At 59.7% G+C, this 25,519-nt stretch carries 26 protein-coding genes; 16 read left to right on the forward strand and 10 right to left on the reverse strand.

Annotated elements, in window-relative coordinates; all coding sequences use genetic code 11:
• Positions 1–10: 10 nt before the first annotated feature.
• The 3 genes from GOV53_RS12795 to GOV53_RS12805 all read left to right on the forward strand — a co-directional run bounded on the left by GOV53_RS12795 (position 11) and on the right by GOV53_RS12805 (position 4,002).
• Positions 11–2,344 (forward strand): aldehyde dehydrogenase family protein, encoded by a 2,334-nt coding sequence (locus tag GOV53_RS12795; RefSeq protein WP_170467210.1) that lies wholly within the window; start codon positions 11–13, stop codon positions 2,342–2,344.
• Between the two features lie 24 nt (positions 2,345–2,368).
• A complete protein-coding gene (locus tag GOV53_RS12800; protein ID WP_170467212.1) occupies positions 2,369–3,184 on the forward strand; it encodes an SDR family oxidoreductase in 816 nt (271 codons plus the stop codon).
• Between the two features lie 86 nt (positions 3,185–3,270).
• Entirely contained in the window at positions 3,271–4,002 is a 732-nt protein-coding gene (locus tag GOV53_RS12805; protein WP_170467213.1) for a cyclic nucleotide-binding domain-containing protein, read from the forward strand.
• Between the two features lie 6 nt (positions 4,003–4,008).
• Here the strand turns inward: GOV53_RS12805 and GOV53_RS12810 are convergent, their stop codons facing one another.
• From GOV53_RS12810 to GOV53_RS12840, 7 genes are all read right to left on the reverse strand, one after another.
• Complete coding sequence (locus tag GOV53_RS12810; protein WP_170467215.1) at positions 4,009–5,313, reverse strand: M16 family metallopeptidase; 1,305 nt, start codon at positions 5,311–5,313, stop codon at positions 4,009–4,011.
• Entirely contained in the window at positions 5,310–6,650 is a 1,341-nt protein-coding gene (locus GOV53_RS12815) for a M16 family metallopeptidase (protein WP_170467217.1), read from the reverse strand. Before GOV53_RS12815 ends, GOV53_RS12810 begins: the two co-directional genes overlap by 4 nt.
• Positions 6,651–6,731: 81 nt before the next feature.
• Positions 6,732–7,250 carry a DUF3035 domain-containing protein gene (locus tag GOV53_RS12820; protein WP_170425729.1) on the reverse strand — a complete coding sequence of 173 codons (519 nt, stop codon included), beginning with the start codon at positions 7,248–7,250 and terminating at the stop codon, positions 6,732–6,734.
• A 50-nt stretch (positions 7,251–7,300) separates the two neighbouring features.
• Complete coding sequence (gene lspA, locus GOV53_RS12825; protein WP_170467218.1) at positions 7,301–7,771, reverse strand: signal peptidase II; 471 nt, start codon at positions 7,769–7,771, stop codon at positions 7,301–7,303.
• Complete coding sequence (purH, locus tag GOV53_RS12830; RefSeq protein ID WP_170467220.1) at positions 7,771–9,360, reverse strand: bifunctional phosphoribosylaminoimidazolecarboxamide formyltransferase/IMP cyclohydrolase; 1,590 nt, start codon at positions 9,358–9,360, stop codon at positions 7,771–7,773. The genes lspA and purH overlap by 1 nt, the downstream gene beginning before the upstream one ends.
• Positions 9,361–9,382: 22 nt before the next feature.
• Positions 9,383–11,122: a heparinase II/III family protein gene (locus GOV53_RS12835; protein WP_170467222.1), complete on the reverse strand. Its 1,740-nt coding sequence runs from the start codon at positions 11,120–11,122 to the stop codon at positions 9,383–9,385.
• Between the two features lie 90 nt (positions 11,123–11,212).
• Positions 11,213–12,469 carry an RsmB/NOP family class I SAM-dependent RNA methyltransferase gene (locus tag GOV53_RS12840; RefSeq protein ID WP_170467223.1) on the reverse strand — a complete coding sequence of 419 codons (1,257 nt, stop codon included), beginning with the start codon at positions 12,467–12,469 and terminating at the stop codon, positions 11,213–11,215.
• An 89-nt stretch (positions 12,470–12,558) separates the two neighbouring features.
• On the opposite strand from GOV53_RS12840, the gene GOV53_RS12845 reads away from it, so the two are divergent.
• Positions 12,559–12,741 carry a DUF1674 domain-containing protein gene (locus GOV53_RS12845; protein ID WP_113791212.1) on the forward strand — a complete coding sequence of 61 codons (183 nt, stop codon included), beginning with the start codon at positions 12,559–12,561 and terminating at the stop codon, positions 12,739–12,741.
• Positions 12,742–12,745: 4 nt separating this feature from the next.
• On the opposite strand, the gene GOV53_RS12850 is transcribed toward GOV53_RS12845, so the two are convergent.
• A complete protein-coding gene (locus GOV53_RS12850; protein ID WP_170467225.1) occupies positions 12,746–13,600 on the reverse strand; it encodes a LysR family transcriptional regulator in 855 nt (284 codons plus the stop codon).
• Positions 13,601–13,697: 97 nt separating this feature from the next.
• On the opposite strand from GOV53_RS12850, the gene tmpA reads away from it, so the two are divergent.
• The 4 genes from tmpA (at position 13,698) to GOV53_RS12870 (ending at position 17,048) form a co-directional block, all read left to right on the forward strand.
• Positions 13,698–14,834, forward strand: a complete 1,137-nt coding sequence (tmpA, locus tag GOV53_RS12855; protein ID WP_170467227.1) for a 2-trimethylaminoethylphosphonate dioxygenase — start codon at positions 13,698–13,700, stop codon at positions 14,832–14,834.
• Positions 14,831–15,421, forward strand: coding sequence for a (R)-1-hydroxy-2-trimethylaminoethylphosphonate oxygenase (tmpB, locus tag GOV53_RS12860; RefSeq protein WP_170425744.1), 591 nt, complete (start codon positions 14,831–14,833; stop codon positions 15,419–15,421). The genes tmpA and tmpB overlap by 4 nt, the downstream gene beginning before the upstream one ends.
• Complete coding sequence (locus tag GOV53_RS12865; protein ID WP_170467229.1) at positions 15,418–16,086, forward strand: ureidoglycolate lyase; 669 nt, start codon at positions 15,418–15,420, stop codon at positions 16,084–16,086. The genes tmpB and GOV53_RS12865 overlap by 4 nt, the downstream gene beginning before the upstream one ends.
• 104 nt (positions 16,087–16,190) lie before the next feature.
• Positions 16,191–17,048 (forward strand): hypothetical protein, encoded by an 858-nt coding sequence (locus GOV53_RS12870; protein ID WP_170467230.1) that lies wholly within the window; start codon positions 16,191–16,193, stop codon positions 17,046–17,048.
• A gap of 6 nt (positions 17,049–17,054) precedes the next feature.
• Here the strand turns inward: GOV53_RS12870 and dapB are convergent, their stop codons facing one another.
• Positions 17,055–17,864, reverse strand: a complete 810-nt coding sequence (gene dapB, locus GOV53_RS12875; RefSeq protein ID WP_170467231.1) for a 4-hydroxy-tetrahydrodipicolinate reductase — start codon at positions 17,862–17,864, stop codon at positions 17,055–17,057.
• Between the two features lie 91 nt (positions 17,865–17,955).
• Between dapB and rbfA the strand changes: the two genes are divergently transcribed.
• From rbfA to GOV53_RS12915, 8 genes are all read left to right on the forward strand, one after another.
• Positions 17,956–18,351: a 30S ribosome-binding factor RbfA gene (rbfA, locus tag GOV53_RS12880; protein ID WP_170401134.1), complete on the forward strand. Its 396-nt coding sequence runs from the start codon at positions 17,956–17,958 to the stop codon at positions 18,349–18,351.
• Positions 18,348–19,085: a phosphodiester glycosidase family protein gene (locus GOV53_RS12885; protein ID WP_170467232.1), complete on the forward strand. Its 738-nt coding sequence runs from the start codon at positions 18,348–18,350 to the stop codon at positions 19,083–19,085. The genes rbfA and GOV53_RS12885 overlap by 4 nt, the downstream gene beginning before the upstream one ends.
• A gap of 60 nt (positions 19,086–19,145) precedes the next feature.
• Entirely contained in the window at positions 19,146–20,051 is a 906-nt protein-coding gene (gene truB, locus GOV53_RS12890; protein WP_170467233.1) for a tRNA pseudouridine(55) synthase TruB, read from the forward strand.
• Between the two features lie 21 nt (positions 20,052–20,072).
• Positions 20,073–20,576 (forward strand): DUF1643 domain-containing protein, encoded by a 504-nt coding sequence (locus tag GOV53_RS12895; protein ID WP_170467234.1) that lies wholly within the window; start codon positions 20,073–20,075, stop codon positions 20,574–20,576.
• Between the two features lie 95 nt (positions 20,577–20,671).
• Positions 20,672–21,676: a calcium-binding protein gene (locus GOV53_RS12900; protein ID WP_170467235.1), complete on the forward strand. Its 1,005-nt coding sequence runs from the start codon at positions 20,672–20,674 to the stop codon at positions 21,674–21,676.
• A gap of 143 nt (positions 21,677–21,819) precedes the next feature.
• Complete coding sequence (gene rpsO / locus GOV53_RS12905) at positions 21,820–22,089, forward strand: 30S ribosomal protein S15 (RefSeq protein ID WP_008757925.1); 270 nt, start codon at positions 21,820–21,822, stop codon at positions 22,087–22,089.
• 330 nt (positions 22,090–22,419) lie between these two features.
• A complete protein-coding gene (locus GOV53_RS12910; RefSeq protein ID WP_170467236.1) occupies positions 22,420–23,058 on the forward strand; it encodes an outer membrane protein in 639 nt (212 codons plus the stop codon).
• A 113-nt stretch (positions 23,059–23,171) separates the two neighbouring features.
• Positions 23,172–23,822, forward strand: a complete 651-nt coding sequence (locus GOV53_RS12915; protein WP_170467237.1) for a sulfotransferase family 2 domain-containing protein — start codon at positions 23,172–23,174, stop codon at positions 23,820–23,822.
• A gap of 83 nt (positions 23,823–23,905) precedes the next feature.
• Here the strand turns inward: GOV53_RS12915 and GOV53_RS12920 are convergent, their stop codons facing one another.
• The gene (locus GOV53_RS12920) at positions 23,906–25,507 is read right to left on the reverse strand and encodes a BCCT family transporter (RefSeq protein ID WP_170467239.1); all 1,602 of its coding nucleotides are present in this window, start codon (positions 25,505–25,507) and stop codon (positions 23,906–23,908) included.
• Positions 25,508–25,519: the final 12 nt, after the last annotated feature.

The raw sequence follows: 25,519 nt of genomic DNA on the forward strand, positions 1-25,519 counted from the left end.
GACAAGAACAATGACAGTCAAAGAGATTTTCGAAACCATGGATTACGGCCCTGCCCCCGAAAGCGCTGCCGAGGCCTTGGCCTGGCTGGTCGATCAGGGAGACAAGTTCGGTCACTATATCGACGGTGCCTTCACTAAACCCGGCAAAGGGTTCGAAAGCCGCAACCCGGCGACCGGAGAGGTTCTGGCTAAGCTGACGCAGGCGAAACAGGTTGATGTGGACGCCGCCGTTGCCGCCGCCCGCAAGGCACAGCCAAAGTGGGAGAAGTTGGGCGGCGCAGGTCGTGCGCGGTACCTCTATGCTATCGCGCGCCTGTTGCAGAAGCATTCACGTCTGTTTGCCGTGCTGGAGAGCCTCGACAACGGCAAGCCGATCCGTGAATCGCGCGACATCGACATCCCTCTGGTGCAGCGGCATTTCTATTACCATGCAGGTATGGCGCAGTTGATGGAAAGCGAACTGCCCGATGCCGAGGCTCTGGGCGTTTGCGGGCAGATCATCCCGTGGAACTTCCCGCTGCTGATGCTTGCGTGGAAAGTCGCGCCTGCGATCGCGATGGGCAACACTGTGGTCCTGAAACCAGCTGAGTACACCTCGCTGACCGCTATGCTGTTTGCCGACATCTGTTCGCAGGCTGGCCTGCCGAAAGGCGTGGTCAACATCGTCACCGGAGATGGTGCTGTGGGTGAGATGATCGTGTCTTCGGACGTCGACAAAATCGCATTTACCGGCTCGACCGTCGTGGGCCGTCGTATCCGTGAGGCGACCGCTGGCTCTGGCAAGGAACTGACGTTGGAACTGGGCGGCAAGTCCGCCTACATCGTCTTTGACGACGCGGATATTGATTCAGCCATCGAGGGCTTGGTCGACGCGATCTGGTTCAATCAGGGCCAAGTCTGCTGTGCGGGCTCGCGCCTCTTGGTGCAAGAGGGCATCGCGGATCGCTTCCATGACAAGCTGCGTGCCCGGATGGACAAGTTGCGCATCGGCGATCCACTGGACAAGTGCATCGACGTAGGTGCGGTTGTGGACCCCGTTCAGTTGCAGACCATCAAGGGCATGGTCGAAAGCAACACCGTTGGGCATGTTCATCAAGCGGCTTGCGATCTGCCTGCGAACGGCTGTTATTACCCGCCGACGCTGATCTCGGGCCTCGAGACATCCGATCCGCTGATGCAGGAAGAGATCTTTGGTCCCGTGCTCGTTTCCTCTACCTTCCGCACGCCGGAAGAGGCGGTCGAGCTGGCCAACAACACCCGTTACGGGCTGGCCGCGACAGTTTGGACCGAAAACGTGAACCTCGCGCTGGATATCGCACCCAAGCTGGTCGCGGGTGTGGTCTGGGTGAATGCCACCAACCTGTTCGACGCCGCCGCTGGTTTTGGCGGTGTGCGCGAAAGCGGCTTTGGCCGCGAAGGCGGTTGGGAAGGTCTGGCGGCCTATACCAAGCCCAAGGGCAAGGCCAAGCCGCTGGCGAAGGTTGAAGCGATTATGGGCGAAGGTGCACCGGTCGATCCCATCGACCGCACCGCCAAGATGTATGTCGGCGGCAAGCAGGCGCGGCCCGATGGCGGCTATTCGAAGCCCGTCTGGGGCAAGTCTGGCCTGCTGGGCCATGTGGGCCTTGCCAACCGCAAGGACGTCCGCAATGCGGTTGAGGCTGCAGCGGGTGCCAAGGGCTGGTCCAAGACCACCGGGCATTTGCGCGCGCAGATACTTTACTACATCGGTGAGAACCTGTCGGCCCGCGCGGACGAATTCGCTGCGCGCATTGACGCCATGACCAGCAAGAAAGACGGCGCGAAAGAGGTTGAGGCCTCGATCCAGCGCCTGTTCACAGCCGCCGCATGGGCCGACAAGTATGACGGTCAGGTACATGGTGTCCCGATCCGCGGCGTGGCGATTGCCATGAAAGAGCCTGTTGGTGTCATCGGAGCGCTCTGCGCCGACGAAGCCCCTCTGCTTGGGTTGGTTTCGGCGATGGCCCCGGCGATAGCGATGGGCAACCGGACGGTTCTGGTGGCCTCGGAACCCTATCCGCTGGCCGCGACGGATTTCTATCAGATCCTTGAGACGTCCGACGTTCCCGCTGGCGTGGTCAACATCCTGACCGGCAACCATTCGGAGCTGGCGAAACCGCTGGCCTCGCACCTGAACGTCGATGCGGTCTGGTCCTTCTCGTCCACCGACCTGTCGAAAGAGATCGAGGCCGTCTCGGCCGGGAACCTGAAACGGACCTGGGTGAATAACGCGACGGCATTTGATTGGGGCGTGGACCATTCGCGCCGCTTCCTGCAGGCTGCGACCGAAGTGAAGAACATCTGGGTGCCCTACGGCGAGTAGGGCCCCCGACCAAGGGAGGCCCTCATGGATTTTGCAAACAAAACCGTCATCGTCATTGGCGGAACCAGCGGTATCAATCGCGGCATTGCCGAGGCCTTTGCGGCTTCGGGGGCAAAACTGGCCGTGGCCAGCCGGTCGCAGGATAAGGTCGATGACACAGTCGCCGCGCTGAAAGCTGCGGGCGCACAGGACGCCATCGGTGCGGCCTTTGACGTCCGCGACCCCGAGGCGGTAGCGGCGGGCTTGAAGCAGTTCCACGACGCGTTTGGTGACTTCGACGTGCTGGTGTCGGGCGCGGCAGGCAATTTCCCTGCGCTAATGTCAGAGATGTCCGTGAACGCGTTCAAGACCGTGGTGGACATCGACCTGATGGGCACCGTCCACGTGATGAAAGGGGCCTATCCCTTCCTCAAACGTCCCGGTGCCAGCATCATCAATATCTCGGCCCCGCAATCCTATCTGCCCTACGAAGGGCAGTCGCATGTCTGCGCAGCCAAGGCCGGCGTGGATCAGATCACCCGGTCGCTGTCGATGGAGTGGGGTGTCGAAGGCATTCGCGTGAACTCAGTCGTGCCCGGATTTATCGAAGGCACCGAAGGGGCCAAACGACTGGCTCCGACCGAAAACGCCCATGAAGAGCTGCGCAAGGACGTACCCTTAGGCCGTTGGGGGCAACCGCAGGACGTTGCAAATGCTTGCCTGTTCCTTAGCTCGGATCTGGCCAGTTACATCAGCGGCACTGTTATGGCGGTGGACGGCGCGCTGTATCAACGCGGGTCGGGTAAATTTGGCCAGATGATGGGTCAGATGCTGCGCGCGCAGGCGAAAGCACGCTCATAACCCCGATTAAGTTGTGAAGCTGTTCATATACAGTTTTGCCAGATTGACCCAGCGTAAGGCCCATCCAACACGAGGGTGGGCCAAGCATGCTGGATTTACCAATCGATATTCCCGAAGCCATCCAACTGGCGACAATGATCGGTGTGTTTGGGGCTGGGCTGTACATCCTGAACTACTTTCTGCTGCAGATCGGCGTCATCCGGGGCAACGGGGTCCTTTACCCCGTTCTGGTGATCGTCGCCGCGGGCTGCGTAATGATCAGCATGGCAGAAGAATTCAATCTGGCCGGGGCGATCATCCAGATGGCCTATATCGCAATCTCGGTCATCGGTTTGCTGCGCGGTTACCTGTCGCGCCATCTGGTTCGCTTTTCCCATCCCGAACGTCAGTTTATCTCTCACCACTTGGAGTCCCTGAAACCGCATCAGGCGCGCAGGTTGCTGAACACAGCCTCCATACGCGAATACAAAACCGGAGATATCCTGATCGAAGAAGGCAAGATCACGGATTTCCTAGGCTACGTCCTGAGCGGACAGACAACCATTTTGAAGAACGGTCAGGTCATCAACACCTGCGGGTCAGATGAAATACTAGGAGAGCTGACATTTAGCCTTGGTCTGCCTGCAACAGCCACGGTAATCGCCACAGAACCCACCACGTGCCTTGTGTTCGACAACATCCGCCTGTCGCGTCTGCTTCGGCGCAACCGGCATATCGACGATGCGCTGAAGGCCGCGCATTTCCGTCATGCGCGGCAAAAGCTGCTGAGCAGTAACAAACACACGCTGCGGGCCCAAAAGCAGCCCGCAGCGGCCTAAACGGGTTTAGCCGTCCAGACCCTCGGGTTTTCCGACGATGGTGAAATGCAGCCCCTCGGGGTCTAGTAACTCGCTGGCCACGCGGTTGACCTCTTCCAGCGTCACCGCGTTCACCTTGTCATTGCGGGTGGCGATATAATCGATGGGAAGGTCTTCCATCTGCATTCCGACCATGATCCCTGCGATCTGGCCGTTGCCGTCGAACCGCAACGGGTATGCGCCGGTCAGATAGGTCTTGGCGTCATCCAACTCTTCCTGCGTCACACCTTCGGATGCCGCGCGTGCCCATTCGTCCCGGATGACTTCAACCGCCTCGGCGATGCGATCATTGCTGGAGGAGACCGATCCCAGATAGACCGACGCCAGATCCTTGGGCACAAGATAGGTCGCGATACCGTAGGTCAGACCACGTTTTTCGCGCACTTCCTGCATCAGTCGGCTTTCAAAGCCCCCGCCACCCAGAATGTGGTTCAGGATAAAGGCCGCAAAGAAATCGGGATCATCGCGGTCAATGCCCGCATGACCGAACAGAGCAACCGATTGCGGGGTATTGAATTCGACTACGCTGACGCCGCCGGGGATGGTCACGTCGGCGCGTTCCGGGATCGGTTTACCGGCTTCAGGCAGGTCAGCCAGCAACTTGTCCAGCAATACGCCCAACTCTTCGGCGGTGATATCGCCCACAGCACCGACATACATGCGGTCTTTGGCAAAGACATCCTCATACGCCGTGACCACGTCATCACGGGTCAGGGCCGACACGCTTTCGATTGTCCCCTTGCCTTCCGAGCCATACGGATGTTCGCCATATGCCATCCGTGCAAAGTTGCGGCCTGCGATGTCATTCGGGTCGGTCTGATCCGATTTCAAACCCGACAGCACCTGCGCCTTCACACGCTCAACCGCGTCCTGATCAAAGCGCGGTTCGTGGATTGTGGTGCGCAGAAGGTCGATCACCTCATCCCGGTTTTCGGTCAGAAACTGCGCCGAGATCGATACCGTGTCGTCAGTGGCATTGTACCGGAAGGACGCGGCCAGAGACTCCAGTTCGCGCGCATAGGTGCGGGCATCCATGTCACCCGCGCCCTCTTCGATCAATCCGCTCATTAAATAAACCGCGCCGCGTTTGTCCGGATCATCCAGCGAAGTACCCCCGCGAAAACGCAGTTCCAGCGCTGTGAAGGGGATCGAATGATCCTCGACCAGCCAGGCTTTGATTCCGCCGGGCGAGGTGACCTCTTTTATTTCGATTTCGGCCCAGGCGGGCAGAGCAATCACAAAGGCGATCAGAGTTACAAAAATCCGTTTCATTGCGTCACCTCATCGTCACGCATCAGCCATCCGGTTACCGATGTTTCGGGCTGTATCACTTCGCGGGCAGCGGCGATGATCTCGTCGCCGGTCACGGCCTGCAGGATCTCGGGCCACGCCTGCACATCCTCGACGGTCAAACCGCTGGTCAGAGCCCGGCCATATCGGTTGCCAATCCCGTCCACATTGTCGCGAGCATAGGTTTGCGCGGCACGCAGCTGCATCTTGATCCGGTCCAGGTCTTCTTCGTTCACACCTTCGGCGATGAAATCGGCCACAGCCTGATCCATCGCGTCTTCGGCCTCTTGCAAAGACACCCCTTGCGCCGGAACCACCAGCAAATCAAAGGTCGTGTCATCCAATGAGACGCCGCGATAGAAAGCCCCGGCGTACACGGCCTTTTGCTGCTCGAACTGCAGCTTTTCGTTCAGATAAGACGTGGTGCTTCCGCCAAGAAGTTCAGCCAACAGAAACAGCGCAGCGGCCTTTTCCTGCTCGCCCGGATCGCGTTCTGGGGCCAGATAGCTGCGCTGAACGTAAGGTTGCGACACCCGCGCGTCCTTGAACGTCAGGCGTCGTTCCGCGGTCTGGGGCGGTTCCTGCGAACGGAACCGTTCGGGCAGGTCCGGGTTGGCCGGGATCACACCATAGTATTCTTCGGCCAGGGTTTTGACCTCGTGGGGTTCGACATCGCCCGTGACGACCAGAATGGCGTTATTGGGCGCGTAATGTGTCTGGTAGAAGGACAGCGCATCCTCCATGTCCAGCGTCTCCATCTCGTGCCGCCAGCCAATGATCGGGACGCCGTAGCGATGGTTAAGATACTGCGCTGCACTCATCTGCTCGCCGAACAGGGCCCGAGGGCTGTTGTCGGTGCGCTGGTTACGCTCCTCTAGGATCACGTCGCGTTCGGTCGCAATGTCCTCTTCGGTCAGACGGATATTGCGCATCCGGTCCGCCTCCATCCGCATCATCAATTCCAGACGGTCTGCAGCGACACGCTGGAAGTAGGCGGTGTAGTCGTAAGACGTGAACGCGTTGTCGTTGCCACCATTCGCTGCAACGGTGGCCGAGAATTCACCCGGTGCCAGCGTGTCGGTTCCTTTGAACAGCAGATGTTCTAGGAAATGCGCGACACCCGAGGATCCCACGGGCTCATCCGCGGATCCCGCGCGATACCAGACCATGTGCTGCACGACTGGCGCGCGATGATCCTCGATCACGACGACATCCATGCCGTTATCCAGCGTAAAGGTTGTCACCGCTTCATGCCCCTCGCTTGCAGCGAGAGGGGTCGCGGCCATCAGGGCAGCCGACAGGGCAAGGGCCCGAACCATGGGGCGTCCTCCGTTTGATCTATTGTGTTCAAACTACGGTGACGCCGCGCGGGTTCAAGCCTGATGACGAAAAGTTAAAGATTATTCATTAACCGGCGGCGACGACGGAGTTTCGATGCCGGCGCGGCGGGCCGCTTCGTTCTGGGCGTCTGGATTCAGAGTCTCGCGGCGGTAAACCTGCGAATAGCGGTCCACATTGAACAGGCGCAGACGCGTCAGGCGAGATTGCTTTCTGCGGAACTCGGCATCTTCGGCATTGACCACCTGCCGTGCGTTGGCTGGGACGCCATAGCGGCTGGTCGCGGTCACAAGCGCTGCATCGGTCGACGGAATGGCTGTGTTCGGATTCAACGCAGCCGCGTTACCACCAAGGGCTGCGACCGCTTCGGCCTTTGGATTAGGATCAGTCAGGTTGCCGCCACCGGGTGTCGGCGCAGGTAGGAACGCGTAATCCTTTGGCTGGGTCAGGGGCTTGACCGGCAGGACAGAGAACTCGTCCGGCCCCGGCCCCGGTGCCTGAAGATGGCGCAGGCCAATATCGGAACAGCCCGCAGCAGCAAAGGCCAATGTCACAGCAAAAATGGAACGCGGCAGCCGCATCAGAGTCTCCAGCCTGTTTGAGGCGCTTTTATCGCATTTCAAATGGCGCGTCACGAGGCCTTTTTGCCCTCGAACAAAACCAGACCGATCGCTCCGGCGAAAATAAACACATCTGCCAGATTGAACACGAAAGGATTGTTAATGCCGCAACAGGACATATTCAGGAAATCCAGAACATAGCCGTACAGCACGCGATCCACCACGTTGCCAAGTGCGCCCCCGATCAGCAGCCCACCGCATACCAGCATCAGCTTCGACGGGAACGTGCGCATCAGCCAGACCAGCACGCCGATTGAGATTGCCAGCGACACACCGATCAGAACCCAGCGCGCAGCATCGGAGTCACCTTGGAACAGGCCGAAATTGATGCCCCGATTCTCGCCGTACTTGAACACCAGTAGCGGCGGCAGAACGTCGATATGTCCCTCGGCCACGCGCATCACGTGAACGACCAGATACTTGCTGATCTGGTCGATCAAAAACGCGGCCACCGCAGCCCAGAGCAGAAGGCGCATGCGCATCAGTGACGAAAGTGGCGCATGCCGGTGAAGACCATCGCCAAGCCAGCCTCGTCCGCCGCCGCGATCACCTCGTCATCCCGCATCGAGCCGCCGGGCTGGATCACGCAAGTGGCACCGGCCTCAGCGGCCTCCATCAGGCCGTCGGGGAAGGGGAAGAACGCATCCGAGGCCACGGCCGAGCCGATGGTCAGCGGTTGTGCCAAGCCCAGCGCATCTGCCATGCGTTCGGCTTTTTTGGCAGCAATCAGGGCTGAGTCCACGCGGCTCATCTGACCCGCACCCACACCGACGGTCGCGCCGTCCTTTACGTAAACGATGGCGTTGGATTTAACGTGCTTTGCCACTTTCCACGCAAACAGCAGGTCGCGCATTTGCTCGTCGGTCGGGGCTTTCTTGGTGACCACTTTCAGGTCATCCATGCCGACAAAGCCGTTGTCCTTGTCCTGTACCAGCAGACCACCGGCCACCTGACGCACGGTCTTGCCGCCGGCCGTCACATCCGGCAGTCCTTTGGTGGTCAGCAGGCGCAGGTTCTTTTTCGCGGCAAAGATCGCCTTGGCCTCATCGGACGCGCCCGGAGCAATCACGACTTCGGTGAAGATGCCGGTAATCTCTTGAGCGGTTTCGGCATCCAACGGTTGGTTCAGTGCCACGATCCCGCCAAAGGCCGAGGTCCGGTCGCAGTCGAAAGCTGACTTATAAGCCTCCAGCAAGGTCGCGCCTGTGGCAACACCGCAAGGGTTGGCGTGCTTGATGATGGCGCAGGCCGCGCCTTGCGCCGGATCGAATTCAGCGACTAATTCGAACGCTGCATCCGTGTCGTTGATGTTGTTGTAGCTCAGTTCCTTGCCCTGATGCTGCACAGCGGTCGCGACGCCCGGGCGGTTGGTGCCGTCCGTATAAAACGCCGCCTGCTGATGGCTGTTTTCGCCATAGCGCAGAGTCTGTTTCAACTCACCAGCAAAGGCCCGACGCTTGGGGGCCTCAAGTTGCAGCGCTTCAGCCATCCAGTTGGAGACAGCAGTGTCATAAGCAGCGGTCCGGGCATACGCCTTTTGCGCCAGCCACTGGCGGAAGCCGTAGGAGGTTTTGCCGTAATTCTCTTCCAGTTGATCCAGCAGCGAAGAGTAATCCTCGACATCCACAACCACATTTACGAAGGCATGGTTCTTGGACGCGGCGCGGATCATCGCGGGACCGCCGATATCGATATTCTCGATGCATTCGTCGTATCCCGCACCTTTGGCCACGGTCGCCTCAAACGGGTATAGGTTCACCACCAGCAGGTCGATTGCACCGATGCCGTGTTCGTCCATCGCGGCGACGTGGGTGTCGTTGTCGCGCAAAGCCAACAGGCCGCCATGCACCATCGGGTGCAGGGTTTTGACACGGCCATCCATCATCTCGGGGAAGCCGGTGATCTCGCTGACGTCTTTCACCTCAAGCCCCGCATCGCGCAGCGCCTTTGCGGTACCGCCGGTCGACAGCAGCTCGACCCCGCGCTCGGCCAACGCCTTGCCCAGCTCGATCAGCCCGGTCTTGTCGGAAACGGAAAGCAACGCGCGGCGCACGGGGTGAAGATCGGTCATGGGTCCAAAGGTCCTTTTGGCGTCAGTCAAACTCGGGCTCGTCCCGGTGCAGATCGCGTACGGCATAGGCTGTATCCTGTGCCTTGCTCAGCGTCCACCGGATGCGGGTCGCATACTCCATTGCGCGCCCGGATAGAACGATCTGTTTTGTCGCGCGTGGCTTTAATCGGCCTTTTTCAAGATAAACGCTTGGCTCGACTGACAATTTTCCTACGCCATCATGGCGGAAAACCCAAATCTCGCCGCTTTTGAGCGCCATCGACACCGCCGCCCCACCCAAATCCAGCGCTGCATCCACATCCGGATGCAGGTGAAATCGAATATCAAAACCGATCCCCTTGAGGCCTGAGGCGTCCAGCGCCTTGTCAAACTGCCGTTTTGCCTTGTCGGTGGCTGTCAGCAGAATATCCTCACACGCCAGCTCTCGCCCGTCAAAGCGCAGCTCGAACGTGCGGGCATGGGTCAGACCAAAGACCTTGGTGTATCCGTCATGCCCGGCCATGAACCTTGTGCCTTCGATAGCGTCCTCAAAGTCGACCGGGACCTCTTGCGGCGCATCCACCAGCGCTTCACGTTCGCTGCCGGGAGTAGGATCGGCCAACCGAGCACTTGAATACCCGTCCAGGCACAGCGTCGAATGTGACGGCGTGGCCCTGCCCGCGCGTCGCCATTCCATCCCGAAGCTTTCACCCGAGCCGCAATTCACGATCAACGGCCTGCGGCCCGAAGTTAGTTCGAACGCGAGGGTCGAGGCATGAGCATTGTAGGACGCCGCCCCCTTGGGTGGCGGGCTGGCGTCCACGATGACACTGGTCCGCGCTGCGTAAAGGCGGGCAAACCCCATCGAAAGCCCCGAGGCGTGCTGCGGCCTCACCCCGCTTTGGGCAAGGGCCTGATCCAGACGCCCCTCGACCCCGCGCCCGCCGCCATGAAACCGGGCCAGCGCCCCGTCAGAATGGCGCAGGCTGCGCAAGGTGGGGGCCATGCGTTTGATGGCATTCGCCTGCGCCCCGGGCGTGCCGCGCCCCAATTCGCTGAGCGCAGCAGAGGTCCAGGCCAACAGCGTAAAGACCTCAAGCAATTCTTCCGGGTTTCGGGTCGGGATACCGCCCTGAGCATCAATCTGGCTGTCGCATTCACGTGCCAGGGCCCGCAAGGCCGGATCGGCCAGTTGTTCCAACCCCTCCAACGCTAGCCCAGCCTGCACTAGGCCAGCTAACGCCTCGAAACGAGGCAGCCCCGGTGTTGCCGCCTTCCAGCGTTTGGACAAAAACCATGTCTGCTGCGCCAACGCGCGGAAGAATATCTTGCGCTGCGAGTCGTCCATGCCGCGCAGCAGGAATCCCGCGTGGTTGATCCAGCGGATCACGCGCCGTCCGGTCAGGTCGGGTGCCCAGCCCGGCCCTTGACCGCGACCATGCGCCTTGATCCAGCCCCAGACCCAGCGCTGCGCTTTTTCGCGGGCGCGCATGTCACCCACAGCGGCCAGATCGTCCAACCAGGCAAAGCCGTGACGTTCATTGTCAAAACCGGTGCTGGGGGCGAGAACATCCCACAGCTCGGTGTCTTGCGCCTCGACCAGATAGCCTGCGAACAGCAAATTCCCGGCAACCAGCTGACGTCCGCGGGCAAATGACCCAACTGTGCGTGGTTCGGGCTCGCCAACAAACCCCGAGACCGCTTTGCGCCGCTGACTGAGCCGCGCGTAGAGACGGTTCTGAAACCGTGTCCACCGATTGGTCATGGAATCCGTCTTTGACATGACGCTCGTTACTCTGCCCCTTGCGCTCTGCTGGCGCCTGAGACCCAACGATAGACCGCCACGATCGTCAAGTCATCGAAAAGCGTGCCATTACGTCGATTTGTTCAGGCAGGCGATATAGAACCCGTCCATTCCGCCGCGATCCGGCCAGTAATCAGGACGCAGACGCAAGCCGCCTTCTTCGGTAATCCAACCTGGTTCGACCCCGGCAATGCTAAGGGCGTCGCGGTCCACGGCCATTTCGGGATATTGATCCAAAGCCTCTTCAACCTGCACCTCGCCCTCATCCGGCAGCAGCGAACAGGTGCAATAGACCAGCCGCCCGGCGGGCTTTAGCAAGGTCCAGGCATGCGCCAGCATTTGAGCCTGCAGCTCGATCAGCCCGCCGAATTCCGAGCCGTCTTTGGCAAAGGGCAGATCTGGGTGACGGCGGATCGTACCTGTGGCCGAACAGGGCGCATCCAGCAGGATGGCGTCAAACTGGCCTTGATGTTCCAGCGCGTCCCCAGCGACAACGGTCGCCTTCAATCCGGTGCGCTGAAGGTTTTCGCGCACCCGCTCCAACCGGTTCTCGGACACATCCAGCGCGGTGACTTCAGCCCCGGCAGCGGCCAGTTGCAACGTCTTGCCCCCTGGCGCGGCGCAAAGGTCGAGGATCTTTTCACCGGGCTGCGGAGCCAACACACGGACCGGCAACGCAGCGGCGGCGTCCTGGACCCACCAGTCGCCTTTGTCATAGCCCGGCAGTGCCGAGACCTGCCCGGCATCTTGCATACGCATCGACCCGGTCGGCAGCGCCTCACCCGGGCCGGTTGCGCCTGGCTTTACAGTGATGTCCAGTGGTGCGCCGTTGAAATGCGCCTGTTCCATTCCGGCAATTGCGTCATCACCCCATGCCATGATCAACGGTTCGCGCAGCCATTCAGGCAGACGTGGCACCCGCATCTTGGGCCAGGCCTCGGGGCCTTCAGCGGCCACTTTGCGCAGCACCGCGTTGACCAGCCCTTTAAGCCGCCCATGCTTGCGCGACCGGCCCACAATCTCGACCATCGAATTGACCACCCCATGCGCAGCTTCGCCGTGGCACAGCTCAACAGCGCCCAGACGCAGAGCATTGTGCACGGTCAGGGCCGGTGTCCGGTTCAGGTGATTGTCCAGCAGGCGGTCTGCGCGTTCAAGCCCGCGCAGGGTCTCTAACGTCAGGCGTTGTGCCCGCGCGCGATCCTCGGGCCCCAGCCGATCCAGCGCTCCAGCGGCCAGACACTCGGACAGCAGCCGCCCCTCTCCCAGAATCTGATCCAGCAGATAGATCGCGCTGCGTCGCGCCGCTGTTGCGTTGTCGGACATGGAACCGCCTTTGATGAAACCCTCATCCACATTGCCAAATGCGGACGGGGGCGTATATCAAGCTCGTGCACGGAAAGGAACCCGATGTCATGAGTGACGACCGCAAAGACCTGCCCCCTGCCGCCCAGCGCGCGCTGGCCGAGGCCGAAGAGCGCCGCAAAAAGGCAGAGGCAGAGGCCAAGAAAATGCCCAAGGAACTGGGCGGGCGCGACGGTCCCGACCCGGCCCGTTACGGAGATTGGGAGAAAAAAGGCATCGCGATCGACTTCTGATCGCTCATCCCCGCAACGCGTCCAGAAAATCCGAAATCAGGGCGCGCTGTTTTTTGGACTTTGCCCGATCTTCGGGCCAGGTCAGCCAATAGCCATCTTTCGTTTTCAACTCGGGCAAGTTCAACCTGCGCAGCCGGCCCGCTTGCAAATCTCCTTTTGCCAAAGCGACCGACCCTAGCGCCACGCCCATACCTTGCCGCGCCGCTGACAGTGCATGCTCCATCGAGTCAAAGCTGATATTCGACGTCGTCACATCGCTCTGATCCGTTTTTCGCGCCCAGTCCCGCCATCCAGGCCGTTCCCCCCGCAGATCGATCAAAGGCGCGCCCCATTCCATGCCCGGTGCTGCCATCGGCACCAGCACTTCAGGAGCGATGAGTTCGGAATCCCGCCCCGGCCATGCACCGCGGCCATAGCGGATTTGCAGCCATGTCCGTTCCTCATCCAAGGAAGAGCGGCGCGCGACGGAATCCGTCATCACACGCACCTTCGGCCGCATCTCCTGAAACCGCACGAGGCTGGGTACCACCAGCGCGTGGATGTTCGACGACAACCCCGCCACGCGCAGTTCGCGCGGCGACTTTCCAAACAAATCTTCTGTGTGCCGCTCAAGCGCCTGCAGGCTGTCTTGCACCAGTGGCAGATAGCTTTCGCCTTCGACCGTCAGCGACACGCCCCGTGCCTCGCGCACAAACAACGTCCGCCCCAACCATGCCTCAAGGTTTCCGATCCGTTGGCTCACCGCAGCCTGCGTCAGCCCGAATTCCCGTGCAGCTGCTGAAAAACCGCCCAGACGCCCCGCCGCTTCGAACACGCGCAGCCAGTCCAATGGCGGCAAACCGACGTTTTTTTTAGCCATTAGTTTTTCCAAGCCTCAGCAGAAAGAAGGATTAATTGTGGTAATGCCATAAAGGGCGTATCTGCTCAAGCAAAGCCGCGCTGAACAGGAGACCCCCATGCTGCGCACCGCCACTCACGACGCCTCGGTTGTGACCGTTGAATTCGATACCGGCACCAAGGCCCGTTTCCACGCCATCTGGCTGCGCGACAATGCGCTAGACCCAGAAACCCGCGCCCCCGGCAACGGCCAGCGTCTGATCACCATCGGTGATATCCCCTCAGATATTTCGGTCAGCGCCGCCGAGGTCCGCAACGGAGATCTGACCGTTACTTTCCAACCGGAAGATAAGACCGTCACCTTCCCCGCCGATTGGCTGGCCGCGCACAGCTATGACCACGACCATGACCTCGCAACCGGGCGGACCGCCCCTGGCATCACCACGTGGGAACGCGGGATCGACGCGCCCAGCGCAGATTGGGACGAGGTTCATGCCAACCCGGCGGCCAAACGTGGCTGGCTGGCGGCAGTGGCCGAGTACGGCTTTGCCAAACTGACCGGCGGGCCGACCGAACCGGAGTCGCTGCTGAAGGTGGCCGATCTGTTCGGTTATGTCCGCCAAACCAACTATGGCCCCTATTTCGAGGTTCGGACTGAGGTGAACCCCACCAACCTCGCTTATACCGGCCTTGGCCTGCAGGCGCATACCGACAATCCCTATCGCGATCCGGTTCCGACGCTGCAAATTCTGTACTGCCTTGAGAACAGCGCCGAGGGCGGCGACTCAATCGTGGTCGATGGCTTCCGCGCCGCCGAGAAGCTGCGCGAACAGAACCCCGATGGGTTTGCCTTGCTGGCAGGCTATCCCGCGCGGTTCGAATACAAAGGCTCGGACGGTGTCTGCCTGCGTTCCCGCCGCCCGATGATCGAACTATCGCCGGATGGCGAGCTTGTTGGTATCCGTTTCAACAACCGCTCGACCGCACCGCTGGTCGATATCCCGTTCGACCAGATGGAGGCCTACTACGCCGCTTATCGCCAATTGGGTGAAATCATCGACGACCCGGCCATGGGCGTGTCGTTCAAATTGGAACCGGGCGAGAGCTTTATCGTCGACAACACCCGCGTCCTTCACGCGCGTCTGGGCTATTCCGGAGCGGGCTCGCGGTGGTTGCAGGGATGTTACGCCGACAAGGACGGTCTGCTGTCAACGCTGGCGGCAATGGAAATGGACCAGCCGGAGGCGGCGGAATGAAACCCGATTTCTCGACCTTGAACCGGGACAATATCGTGGCCTTCATCGGCGATATCTTCGACCGTCGGGGCGGCGAAGAGTACCTCGGCGAACCCGTCACTATGGCCGAACATATGCTGCAAGGCGCGACCATCGCCGAGCAGAACGGTCAGCCCGAGGAAATCATCGTCGGCGCCCTGCTGCACGACATCGGCCATTTCACATCCGAGTTCGGCACCTATCATCCCGACGATACGGAAGATCGCCATCATGAGGATGCGGGCGCGGAGGTGCTGGAACAGTTCTTCCCCTCGGTCATCACCGATTGCTGCCGCTACCACGTGGCGGCCAAGCGTTATCTCTGCGCCACCAAACCCGAATACTTTAATCGGCTCTCTGCTGCTTCGGTTCATACGCTGGAATTGCAAGGTGGTCCGATGAATGCAGAAGAGGTCGCAGAATTCGAAGCCAATCCGAACCTGAAAGAGATCATTCAGGTCCGGTATCTGGATGAGGCTGGCAAGCGCGCGGATATGGAAACACCGGATTTCGCCCATTTCGCACCGATGGTGCAGCGCATGGTCGACAAGCATCTGGGCGCATCATGACCGCGCCGGAATACATCTTCGAGGCCAGCTCGAAACCGTCGCTGCCTTGGCACGAGGTTCCTCTGATCCGGGCTATGGACGAGACAGTCAGAGGCTATGGCTGCCTGGTCGACGATCCCGACACATTTGAGATTGAGATCGTGCGCTGGCCCCAACAGGGCTGGCGCCCGATTGACGAGGGCACCGGCGACGAGGGCGGTTGGGTCGAAGGCACGTTCAAATGCGATTGGCTGGGCGATGTTCTTTACGGCGAGAACGAAGCGGTAAAAGGGCATTATGTGCTCGGCTGGTCTGTGGACCCGCAACAGGCGCAGACGATGCGACAAACCGCACCGCGCGATCAGGTTCTGCTGTGGCACATGAACTATCATCCGGATGGAGGTCAGATGTTCTGGCCGCTCGACAACAAGCCCTTCATCGTCCCCCTCGCCTTGCCCGGAGACAACCTGACGCCGGACAAAGTGGTGGCCTTCTGGTGCGATGGGTCACGCGGCCTCTATATCCATCCCGGCATCTGGCATGAGGGGATTTTCCCGGTCGAAGACAATCAGCGGTTCCTTGACCGGCAAGGTAAGGTCCACGCCCGTGTCAGCGCAGATATCGGTAAGGAATTCGGAGTTTACCTTGCCTGCCCGCTGCAGGCCGACAGAATCAAGGACCTCTGAAGGACTGGGCAAACGCCGGTATCGTGCATGTTCACAATCCCTTAACCATTGGCAGCCACATCTGTGATACGCTCGACACTGTCCATCTCAAAGGGAGGCCTCTGATGGGATTGAATAGGCGTCGCGTGGTTCAGCTTGGAACCGCAGCAACGGTCGGAACCCTGCTTCCGCGTGTCGGGGCTGCGGCCACTAACCAGAATGAGACGTTCGAACAGGAGTTCGCGAACACGCTCAATCAACTGAGAACCGCGTTCACCGAGCTTGGTTTTAGTGAGGCTGAGCCGCTGTCGCTGGCCTCGGGGGTCGATGACTATAACGGCGGGTTGCGGCACGATTTCGATCAATCCGTGCTGCCTTCGGGAAAATATGTGATTCAGCCGCTGGCACGCGTTGCGGATGTTGACGAAAAGTCACGAGCCGATGTGTTGCCCCTGTTTCACGAGGTGGGCTGTCATCCTGCTGATGCCGATGGGCAGACCACGACCCGGCTGATGATGCAAATTCTGACCCAGAGCTTCGACCTAGACCCGTCCCGCATCGCCTTTGTCAGCGTGCCGCAAGCCGATGACATGCGCCCGGTGCTGGACGCGTTGGGCCTGCCTTTCAGCGAAAAGGTACTGTTGCGCGATGAGGCCGAGGCATTGGCGGCGCGTGATGCCTCAGGCTTTTTCTTCCCCGACCCGTTTGGTGATGAGTATCTTGTCACAATGGGCGTCTACTATCGGCTGGATGGTACGGACGAAACTGCTCCAACCGCTTACCCGCCGTCCGACAACTGGACCGAAATCGGCGAGGTTGTGATTGGCGGACAGGCAGCACCCCTTGGCATATCCATAGGAGCCGAACGCCTGACCTATGCGCGTACAGGCCAGTTCCCGACCTGGGACCAGCGACTAGGCGCGCTGTTTTCCCGGATCGAGAACGAGGGCGCTGAACCGCCCGGACTTTCCGCGTTCCGCTAGAGGCGATTAAAGCCCCAGAACGTCCACCATGTCGTATTGGCCCGGATCTTTCCCCTGACCCCACAGCGCCGCCTTCAGCGCGCCACGGGCAAAGATCGCACGGTCAGTGGCCAGATGGCGCAGAACGATACGCTCGCCGGGGGCAGCGAACAGGACGTCATGCTCGCCGACAATGTCTCCGCCACGAATGGCATGAAATCCGATGTCGCCGCGCTTGCGCGCGCCTGTAATGCCGTCGCGGCCCCGGTCAGCCACATCCACTAGCTTGACACCTCGCCCTTCGGCGGCGGCCTCGCCCAGCATCAGCGCGGTGCCCGAAGGCGCATCGACCTTATGGTGGTGGTGGCCTTCGATCACTTCGATATCGAAATCCTCATCCAGCGCCGCCGCAACTTTCTTGGTCAGCTGCACCAGCAAGTTCACCCCAAGGCTCATGTTCCCGGCCCGCACGATCACCGCGTGACGAGACGCAGGCTCGAGCGCGGCGATCTGTTCGTCTGTCATGCCGGTGGTCCCGATCACGTGCACGCAACGGGCCTGTGCAGCCAGAGCGGCAAACTCCAGTGTTGCCTCTGGTGCAGTAAAGTCGATCACCGCCTGCGCTTGCGCGAAAGCTTCCAGCGGATCGTCCGTCACAACCACGCCCAGCGCTTGTCCACCCATCGCTGTGCCAACATCCTGACCGATCCAGTCATGACCCTTACGCTCGACCACACCAACAAGACGCGCCTGATCGCTGTCAGTGACAGTCTTGATCAGCATCTGCCCCATACGGCCCGAAGCCCCTGTGATGACGATCCCCGGAATATGGGTCATTGCGCTGGTCCTTTCGCGTTAGTCGGCTCAAAGCCTCCTACCCGGTTCGCGCCCGCTTGGCAAAGCCCAGCTTTGGGCTTAGATCGGAGTTATGGCAAAGAACAAATTCCACGATGGCCCCGGCCCGTCCCAAAGACAGCTGCGCGTCGGCGAACTGATCCGCCGCACCCTGTCCGAGGTTCTGGCGCGCGGAGATGTCCACGACCCTGACTTGAACCGCATGTCGATCACCGTGGGTGAGGTGCGCACCTCGCCCGATCTGAAGATCGCCACCGCCTATGTGCTGCCATTGGGCGGCAAGGGCCAGGAAGACGTGATCGACCTGCTGGCCCGCAACAAGGGTGAGCTGCGGCGCGTGATCGGCAAGAAACTTAACCTGAAATTCTCGCCCGATCTGCGGTTCCGGTTGGATGACACATTTGACCGTCTGGACGACACCCGCCGCATGTTCGAACAGGACGCGGTGCGCCGCGATCTGGACGAGTGATCCGGGCAATTGTTACTCTGAGCGCGGTCCTCTGGGCGGCGCAGGCCTCTGCGGTCACTTGCGAGAAACTGACCCATGAGGACAAGCGGTACACCATCTGCGAGGTGGATGCCGCCAATGAAGATCTGCGTCTGTTCCTGAACGACAAAAACGGAGACCTGCTGGGGCACTTCTCATCGGTGAATGATGCTCTGGGCTCTGATGATAAACGCCTGGCCTTTGCGATGAACGCGGGCATGTATCACGACGACCGCTCACCGGTTGGGCACTACGTCGAAGACGGGCAAGAACAGATGCGCGTCATCCCGAATGCCGGGCCAGGCAATTTCGGATTGCTGCCCAACGGCGTGTTCTGCATCCGGGACGGTCGGGCCGATGTGTTTGAAACGTTGGATTACGTAAATCAGGCCCCACAGTGCCGTTTTGCCACCCAATCCGGCCCGATGCTGGTCATTGACGGCGAATTGCACCCGCGTTTTCTGGTGGATTCAACTTCGCGCTATGTGCGCAACGGGGTGGGCACTAGTAACAATGGCGCCCGTGCCGTATTCGCGATCTCGGACGACTACGTGACGTTTCACGAATTCGGCAGCCTGTTCCGGGACGTGCTGAACACGCCGAATGCGCTGTTCTTCGATGGCAATATCTCTCGCATGTATGACCGGGCGAACAACCGCTCGGATGTCGGGTTCTCGCTGGGGCCGATCGTCGGCGTGGTCGAAGACGCACCCTGAAATTGACAGGGGCAGAGCTATCCGCTAACTCGCGCGCCTCAGCAAGATTCAAGGTGTAGAATGGGACGCAAACGCAAGGGTCGCGACATTTCCGGTTGGCTGGTTGTGGACAAGCCTGCGGGCATGACCTCGACGTCGGTCGTCAACAAGGTGCGTTGGGCGATGGACGCCAAGAAAGCGGGCCACGCAGGTACGCTGGACCCCGAAGCAACAGGCGTTCTGGCCGTGGCTTTGGGTGAGGCGACGAAGACCGTTCCCTATATCACCGATGCTTTGAAAGCCTACACTTTTACCGTGCGTTTGGGTCAGGCCACCAATACCGACGACGCCGAGGGCGAAGTGATTGCGACCAGCGATGCGCGCCCTTCGGATGAGGACATCAAACAGGCCCTAGCCCCCTTTCTGGGTGACATCATGCAGGTCCCGCCCAAGTTCTCGGCCGTCAAGATCGACGGCCAGCGCGCCTATAAACTAGCTCGCGATGGCGAAGACGTCGAATTGTCGGCCCGCCCGTTGTGGGTCGAAGAATTGATCCTGGTCGACCGTCCCGACGCGGATCACGTGGTGCTGGAGATGACCTGCGGCAAAGGCGGATACGTCCGCTCGATCGCCCGCGATCTGGGTGCGGCGTTGGGATGCCATGGACACGTCAAAGAGCTACGCCGCATTTGGTCCGGCCCGTTCGAAGTCGAAGATGGGCTGTCTATCGAACAGATCGACGAGATGGCCAAGACCAGCGCCTTGGACGACTACCTGCATCCGCTGGAAACCGGCCTCGCCGACTTACCTGAGCTGAAATGCACACCCGAAGGTGCCACCCGCCTGCGCAACGGCAATCCGGGTATGGTTCTGGCCTCGGATGTTGAATACGGAGACGAGGCCTGGGCCTCGCTGGACGGCAAGGCCGTGGCGGTTGGGATCTACAAATCCGGCGAATTGCACCCCAGCCGGGTGTTCGTCGCCTGAACGCCGTGCTAGGCGGGTGTCATGATCACCCGTTCGCACACCAAGGGCGACGCGCCCTCGACCGCCATCTATTCCGATTGCGAGAAATATCGCTATAGCCTGACTCGTGTTTGGGACGCGGACGGACGCAAGGCGCTGTTCGTCATGCTGAACCCCTCGACCGCGACCGAGGTGCAGAACGACCCGACAGTCGAACGTTGCGAACGCCGCGCACGGGCCTTGGGGTTCGGAGCGTTTCAGGTGACCAACATCTTTGCCTGGCGCGACACCGACCCGCGCAAGATGCGCGCCGCCGCCGATCCGGTTGGACCCGAAAACGACGCGGCCATTTTGGACGGCGTCGGATGGGCCGACCAAGTCATCGCAGCATGGGGCACGCACGGCGCACATCTGGAACGCGGCCCAGCGGTGGAGGCCCTGTTGCGGGGCACCGGCCAGCCCCTGTTTCATCTGGGCCTGACCAAGGACGGCCACCCCAAACACCCACTTTACATCGCATATACACAACAGCCCGAACCGTGGTGACCAAAGGTTAACCACAAGTCCAGCTTGGCTTTGACCAACTGACTGATCACATGGGATATTTCACCTTCGGAGAAGTCCGTTCTCGGAGGGTTACCATGTTTCTAGTAGGACTAATTGGCTTGGCAGCAATGGGTGGTGCAGCTTTTGCGGTGGGTGATCTGTTCGACTCTGACGAAGAAGAGGGAGAGGATGACATCATCGAGGATGAACCGCCGGCGGTGTCAGAGGGGAACTTTCTGGACGTGGGTGAAAACGTCGACGACCCGGAGCCTTCGACCGGCACCGTCATCTCAGAGTTTGAGGGGGATTTGGTCATCGCGGGGGACGACGGCGCGGATGTTCTGACCGGGCAGGACGGCGACGATCAGATCAACGGCTATGGCGGCGATGACACGGTGATCGGCGGCCTTGGCGATGACACCCTGCATGGCGGAGAGGGCACCGATACCATCGCGGGTGGTGGCGGTGACGACGTTCTTCATGGCGAAGACGGCGACGATACCCTGTCTGGGGATGAAGGTGATGACAGGCTGTATGGCCATTTCGGCGCGGACAGATTGGATGGCGGCGAGGGCGACGACGAACTCTATGGTGGTCAGGATAACGATACCCTGACTGGCGGTGAAGGTGAGGACGCCCTGCACGGTGGGTTCGGCGATGACGTGCTGGAAGGTGGTTCCGGTGAAGATGTGCTGTTCGGCGGTGATGGAGACGACGTTCTGTCAGGCGATGACGGCGAATCCGAAGAGTCGGTCGACTTTCTGAACGGCGGCGCCGGGGATGACACGATCATGGCGCATAGCGGCGATGTGGTGACCGGCGGCGACGGCGCAGACAGCATCCAGCTGGCACCCGAGGACGGCGGCGCACCGGTCAAAGTGATGGATTTCGAACCCGGCCAAGACAAGCTGTTGATCTCCTGGGAGGGGGAAGAAGAGCCAGACATCCAGCTTGAAACCGACACTGAGAACGAAAACCTGACCCGTGTACTGGTCGACGGGCAGAACGTCGCCCAACTGCTGGGGGCGGAGGGGCTGACGGTGGATGACATCCAACTGATCAACGGGCAGGATTTGTCACAGCTTGGCGCGCTTGGCTGACGCCGCAGATTCCCTTTGCCATTTGCCTCAAATCCGCTTATACGCGCCCATCCGTATCGGAATCGGTACGGATTTCTCCATGGGCCTGTGCTGGACGACATCCCGGCCTGCGCCATTCACTCTAACCTTTAAAGGAGACCCCGATGTCGATTACTGCCGCTGAAAAAGCACGCGTCATGAAAGAATTCGCAACCAAAGACGGCGACACCGGCTCGCCAGAAGTCCAGGTTGCCATCCTGACCTCGCGCATCACCACCCTGACCGAGCACTTCAAGACCCACAAAAAAGACAACCACGGTCGTCGCGGTCTGCTGAAGATGGTCGCCCAGCGTCGTAAGCTGTTGGACTACCTGAAGGGCAAAGAAGAAGCGCGCTATCAGGACCTGATCAAAAAGCTGGGCATCCGCCGCTAAGTGTCATTTGTGCGCATAGGACGGGGTTTGAGACCCGGTTTGTCTGATTGGAACGCCCGCCATCCTGGCGGGCGTTTTTTTGATTCCTGTTTCGAACGACGTGTATTCACAGTCCTTAACTTCCGCCCGCTCCATTCCTTGAAAGAGATCAAAACACAGCTGGTTTCCATCTTTCAATCTAACTGGATTATGCTGGTGATTATTTTTCCGCCCATAAGCGGCTAAATGCCCGCACAATTTACTTAATATTTGCCCGCTCTACCAAATCCCCTATGCTTTCTATACATGCGAATTTAAGACGTCAGTTTTTTGGGTTTTAGGAGAGTTCCGATGAAAGCAGTGGCGCTTGTGTCTCTATTGCCGTTGGCTCAGTTCATGCCGAACTTGGCACATGCGCAGAGCACCGCGACCGACAGCGCATTCGATGGCGCGTATGTGGGTCTGGAACTTGGCGCGGCGACATCAGATGGCACTACGGATTACCCGGTTTTGTCCGGCGGAAATGTGAACGCAACCTTTGACCCGGACAACGGGCGCAGCTTTGGTGGTCTGGTCGGATATAACATGCAACGTGGCGATTGGATTTACAGTGCCGAGTTTCGGTATTCGAACATGTCCCACGTTCTGCAAAACGACGCCCCCGATCCCGAGCGGCGTGAGGTTTTGGACTTTTCCGACCTGCGCGGCAGGGTGGGTTATGTGACCGGCGACTTCATGTTCTACGGCGCGCTGGGATGGTCCTGGTCGCGCTTCCGCGTTCATCCCAGTAGAACTTTCAAACCCCGTGACAGTCAGACCACGTTGAACGGTTTCAACATCGGTCTGGGTATGGAGTACAATGTCTCGGACAAGTGGTTGGTAGGCGCAGACTATACCTATCGCGACCTTAGCGGCAGATTCGACGACGCCTCCAGCGACTCGGACATCGATCTGAGTACAATCACTGCCCGGGTTGCGTATCGATTCTGACGAACCCCGAGAGAGTTTTGACACGATCCGCCTCAGCCGGAAGTTTCGAACTTTGCAGTTACCGTGCTGTTTGGGCGACCCACCTGCAAGGACCGTGATTTCGAGGAAGAAAAATGCCAGTTTACCCAAACCACCGCGCGATATTTGTGAACATCCCAAAAAACGGTGGATCAACGCTGACCACGATGCTGAAACGCAATCGTTTCCTTGGACGACGGGTGAACAATACAGACCCCCGCTGCGATGATTGCGAGTTTGTCTCGCAATATCTCGATGTGCTTGGGGATGAGGCCGCCGATTACTTCAAGTTCAGTTTTGCAAGAAATCCCTGGGACCGGTTTGTCTCGGCTTATCACTACGTTTGCCAGAGGCGCCTGGAAATGACTCAGGTGACGTCACACGGATCATTTGCAGAATTCACCTCCGCATTCTCAGATGACCCCGAGGCTTTCCTGCATATCCGCTATTTCAGACCTCAATGGACCTATCTGACAGACGCCACCGGTGCGGTGCCATTGGATTTTATCGGCCGGTTGGAAAGGTTCGAAGACGATCTCAAGGTGGTGCTGAAAAAGATAGGGCTGCGGCGCTCGCTCGTACGCCGGAGAAAGCAAACGAAACGCTCTGATTTTCGCGACTACTATGACGATGAAAGCCGCGCAGTGATCGCGCGGGTTTACGAACGGGACATTGACCTGTTGGGGTATGAGTTCGAGGACGGAAACCGCAGACAAAAAACCGGGGTTCTCGGGTTTCTGAAATAGCCTCTCAGGCGCGCTCAAGATACCAGGCCAAAACTGAAAATGCCCGCCGAATGGCGGGCATTTTCAGTTCATCCGATGTCAGCTTACATCTTCGCCCGTTCCGATTTCAGCGCCAGCCACAGGCAGTAGCACATGATCAGAACCACCAACGTGAACGGGATGCCGGTCGATACCGCCGCGCCCTGCAACGCCGCCAGTCCTCCGCCAAGCAGCAACGCAATGGCCACCAGACCTTCCAGAGTGCACCAGAACACGCGTTGGATCACCGGGGCATCCATCTTGCCGCCCGCAGTGATCGTGTCGATAACCAACGATCCGGAATCAGACGAAGTAACGAAGAAGATCACGATCAAAATCAACGCGATCGGGGCCACGATACCGTAGAGCGGCAGCTCTTTCAGGAAACCAAACAGCGCACCCTCGGGGGCATAGCTGTCGATCACCGTTGCACGGACACCTTCGGCTCCGCCCGCATTCAGCATGTCGATGGCTGCGCCACCGAATGTCGACATCCACAGGGCGCAGACGGCTGTGGGGGCCAACAAGGCGCAAATGACGAATTCACGCACCGTACGACCCTTGGAAATGCGAGCAATAAACATACCCACAAATGGCGACCATGCGATCCACCATGCCCAGTAGAAAGTCGTCCAGCCGTGGAAGTAGCTGGTGTCTTCGCGCCCGAACGGGTTCGAGAGCGCCGGTAAGTGCAACACATAGTCCGTCATCACGTTGAAGTACCGCGCTATCGCAGTTCCGACTCCTGTCACGGCGATCACAAACAGGAACAAGCCAACAGCCATGATCATGTTGATTTCGCTCAACCGTTTGACGCCTGCATCCATACCCAGCAGAACCGAGCCAAGGGCGATCATGGTGATGCCGATGATCAGCAGAACGACGACTGTCGGGCTGGGTTCGATCCCGAAGACTTCGTTCAGGCCCGCCGCAACTTGTTGTGCGCCCAAACCAAGTGAAGTGGTAAGGCCGAACAGCGTGGCAAAGACCGCCAGCGTGTCGATAATATGGCCCCACCATCCCCAGACGCGCTCGCCCAAAATCGGGTAGAAAGCGGATCTGAGGGTCAGGGGCAAATCCAGGTTGTAGCTGAAGACTGCAAGGCTTAGACCGACGGCTGCATAGACCGCCCAGCCTTCGAGGCCCCAATGGTGAATGGTGCCAACGACACCGGCGTATTCATTACCCGGCACCGCAATGTCGATACCCAGCGGAACCGCGTTACCATCTTCCGCGAAGTTGTAGTAAACCGGCTCCATCACGCCGAAGAACAGCAGCCCAATGCCAATACCGGCGGCGAACATCATCGCGATCCATCCGGCGTAAGAGTAGTCAGGTTTGGCGTCCTTGCCTCCGATCCGAACGCTGCCCACCGGCAGAATGATCAGAACAAGACAAAACAGGGTGATCGCATCGACCGATAGCACTAGGAACCAGTCAAACGTGCTGGTCAGCCATGGCCTGAGCCACCCAAAGAACGTGGCGGCCGCTTCTTGGTTGGCCAGTGCGATCAGAACGAACGCAAAAATCACGATGCTCGAGATCAGGAAGACGGGGTTGTGGATATCCAGACCGAAAGGCCGGACGTTGTCTTGCCCAAGTTCGTATTCGGTCTCAAAATCATAGATCCGCGGATCCGGATCTAGCATTTTTTTGGTGTCAGCCATTCGACAGCCCTT

Origin of the sequence: Ruegeria arenilitoris (genome assembly GCF_013035315.1) — a bacterium.
GTDB lineage: Bacteria > Pseudomonadota > Alphaproteobacteria > Rhodobacterales > Rhodobacteraceae > Ruegeria > Ruegeria arenilitoris_D.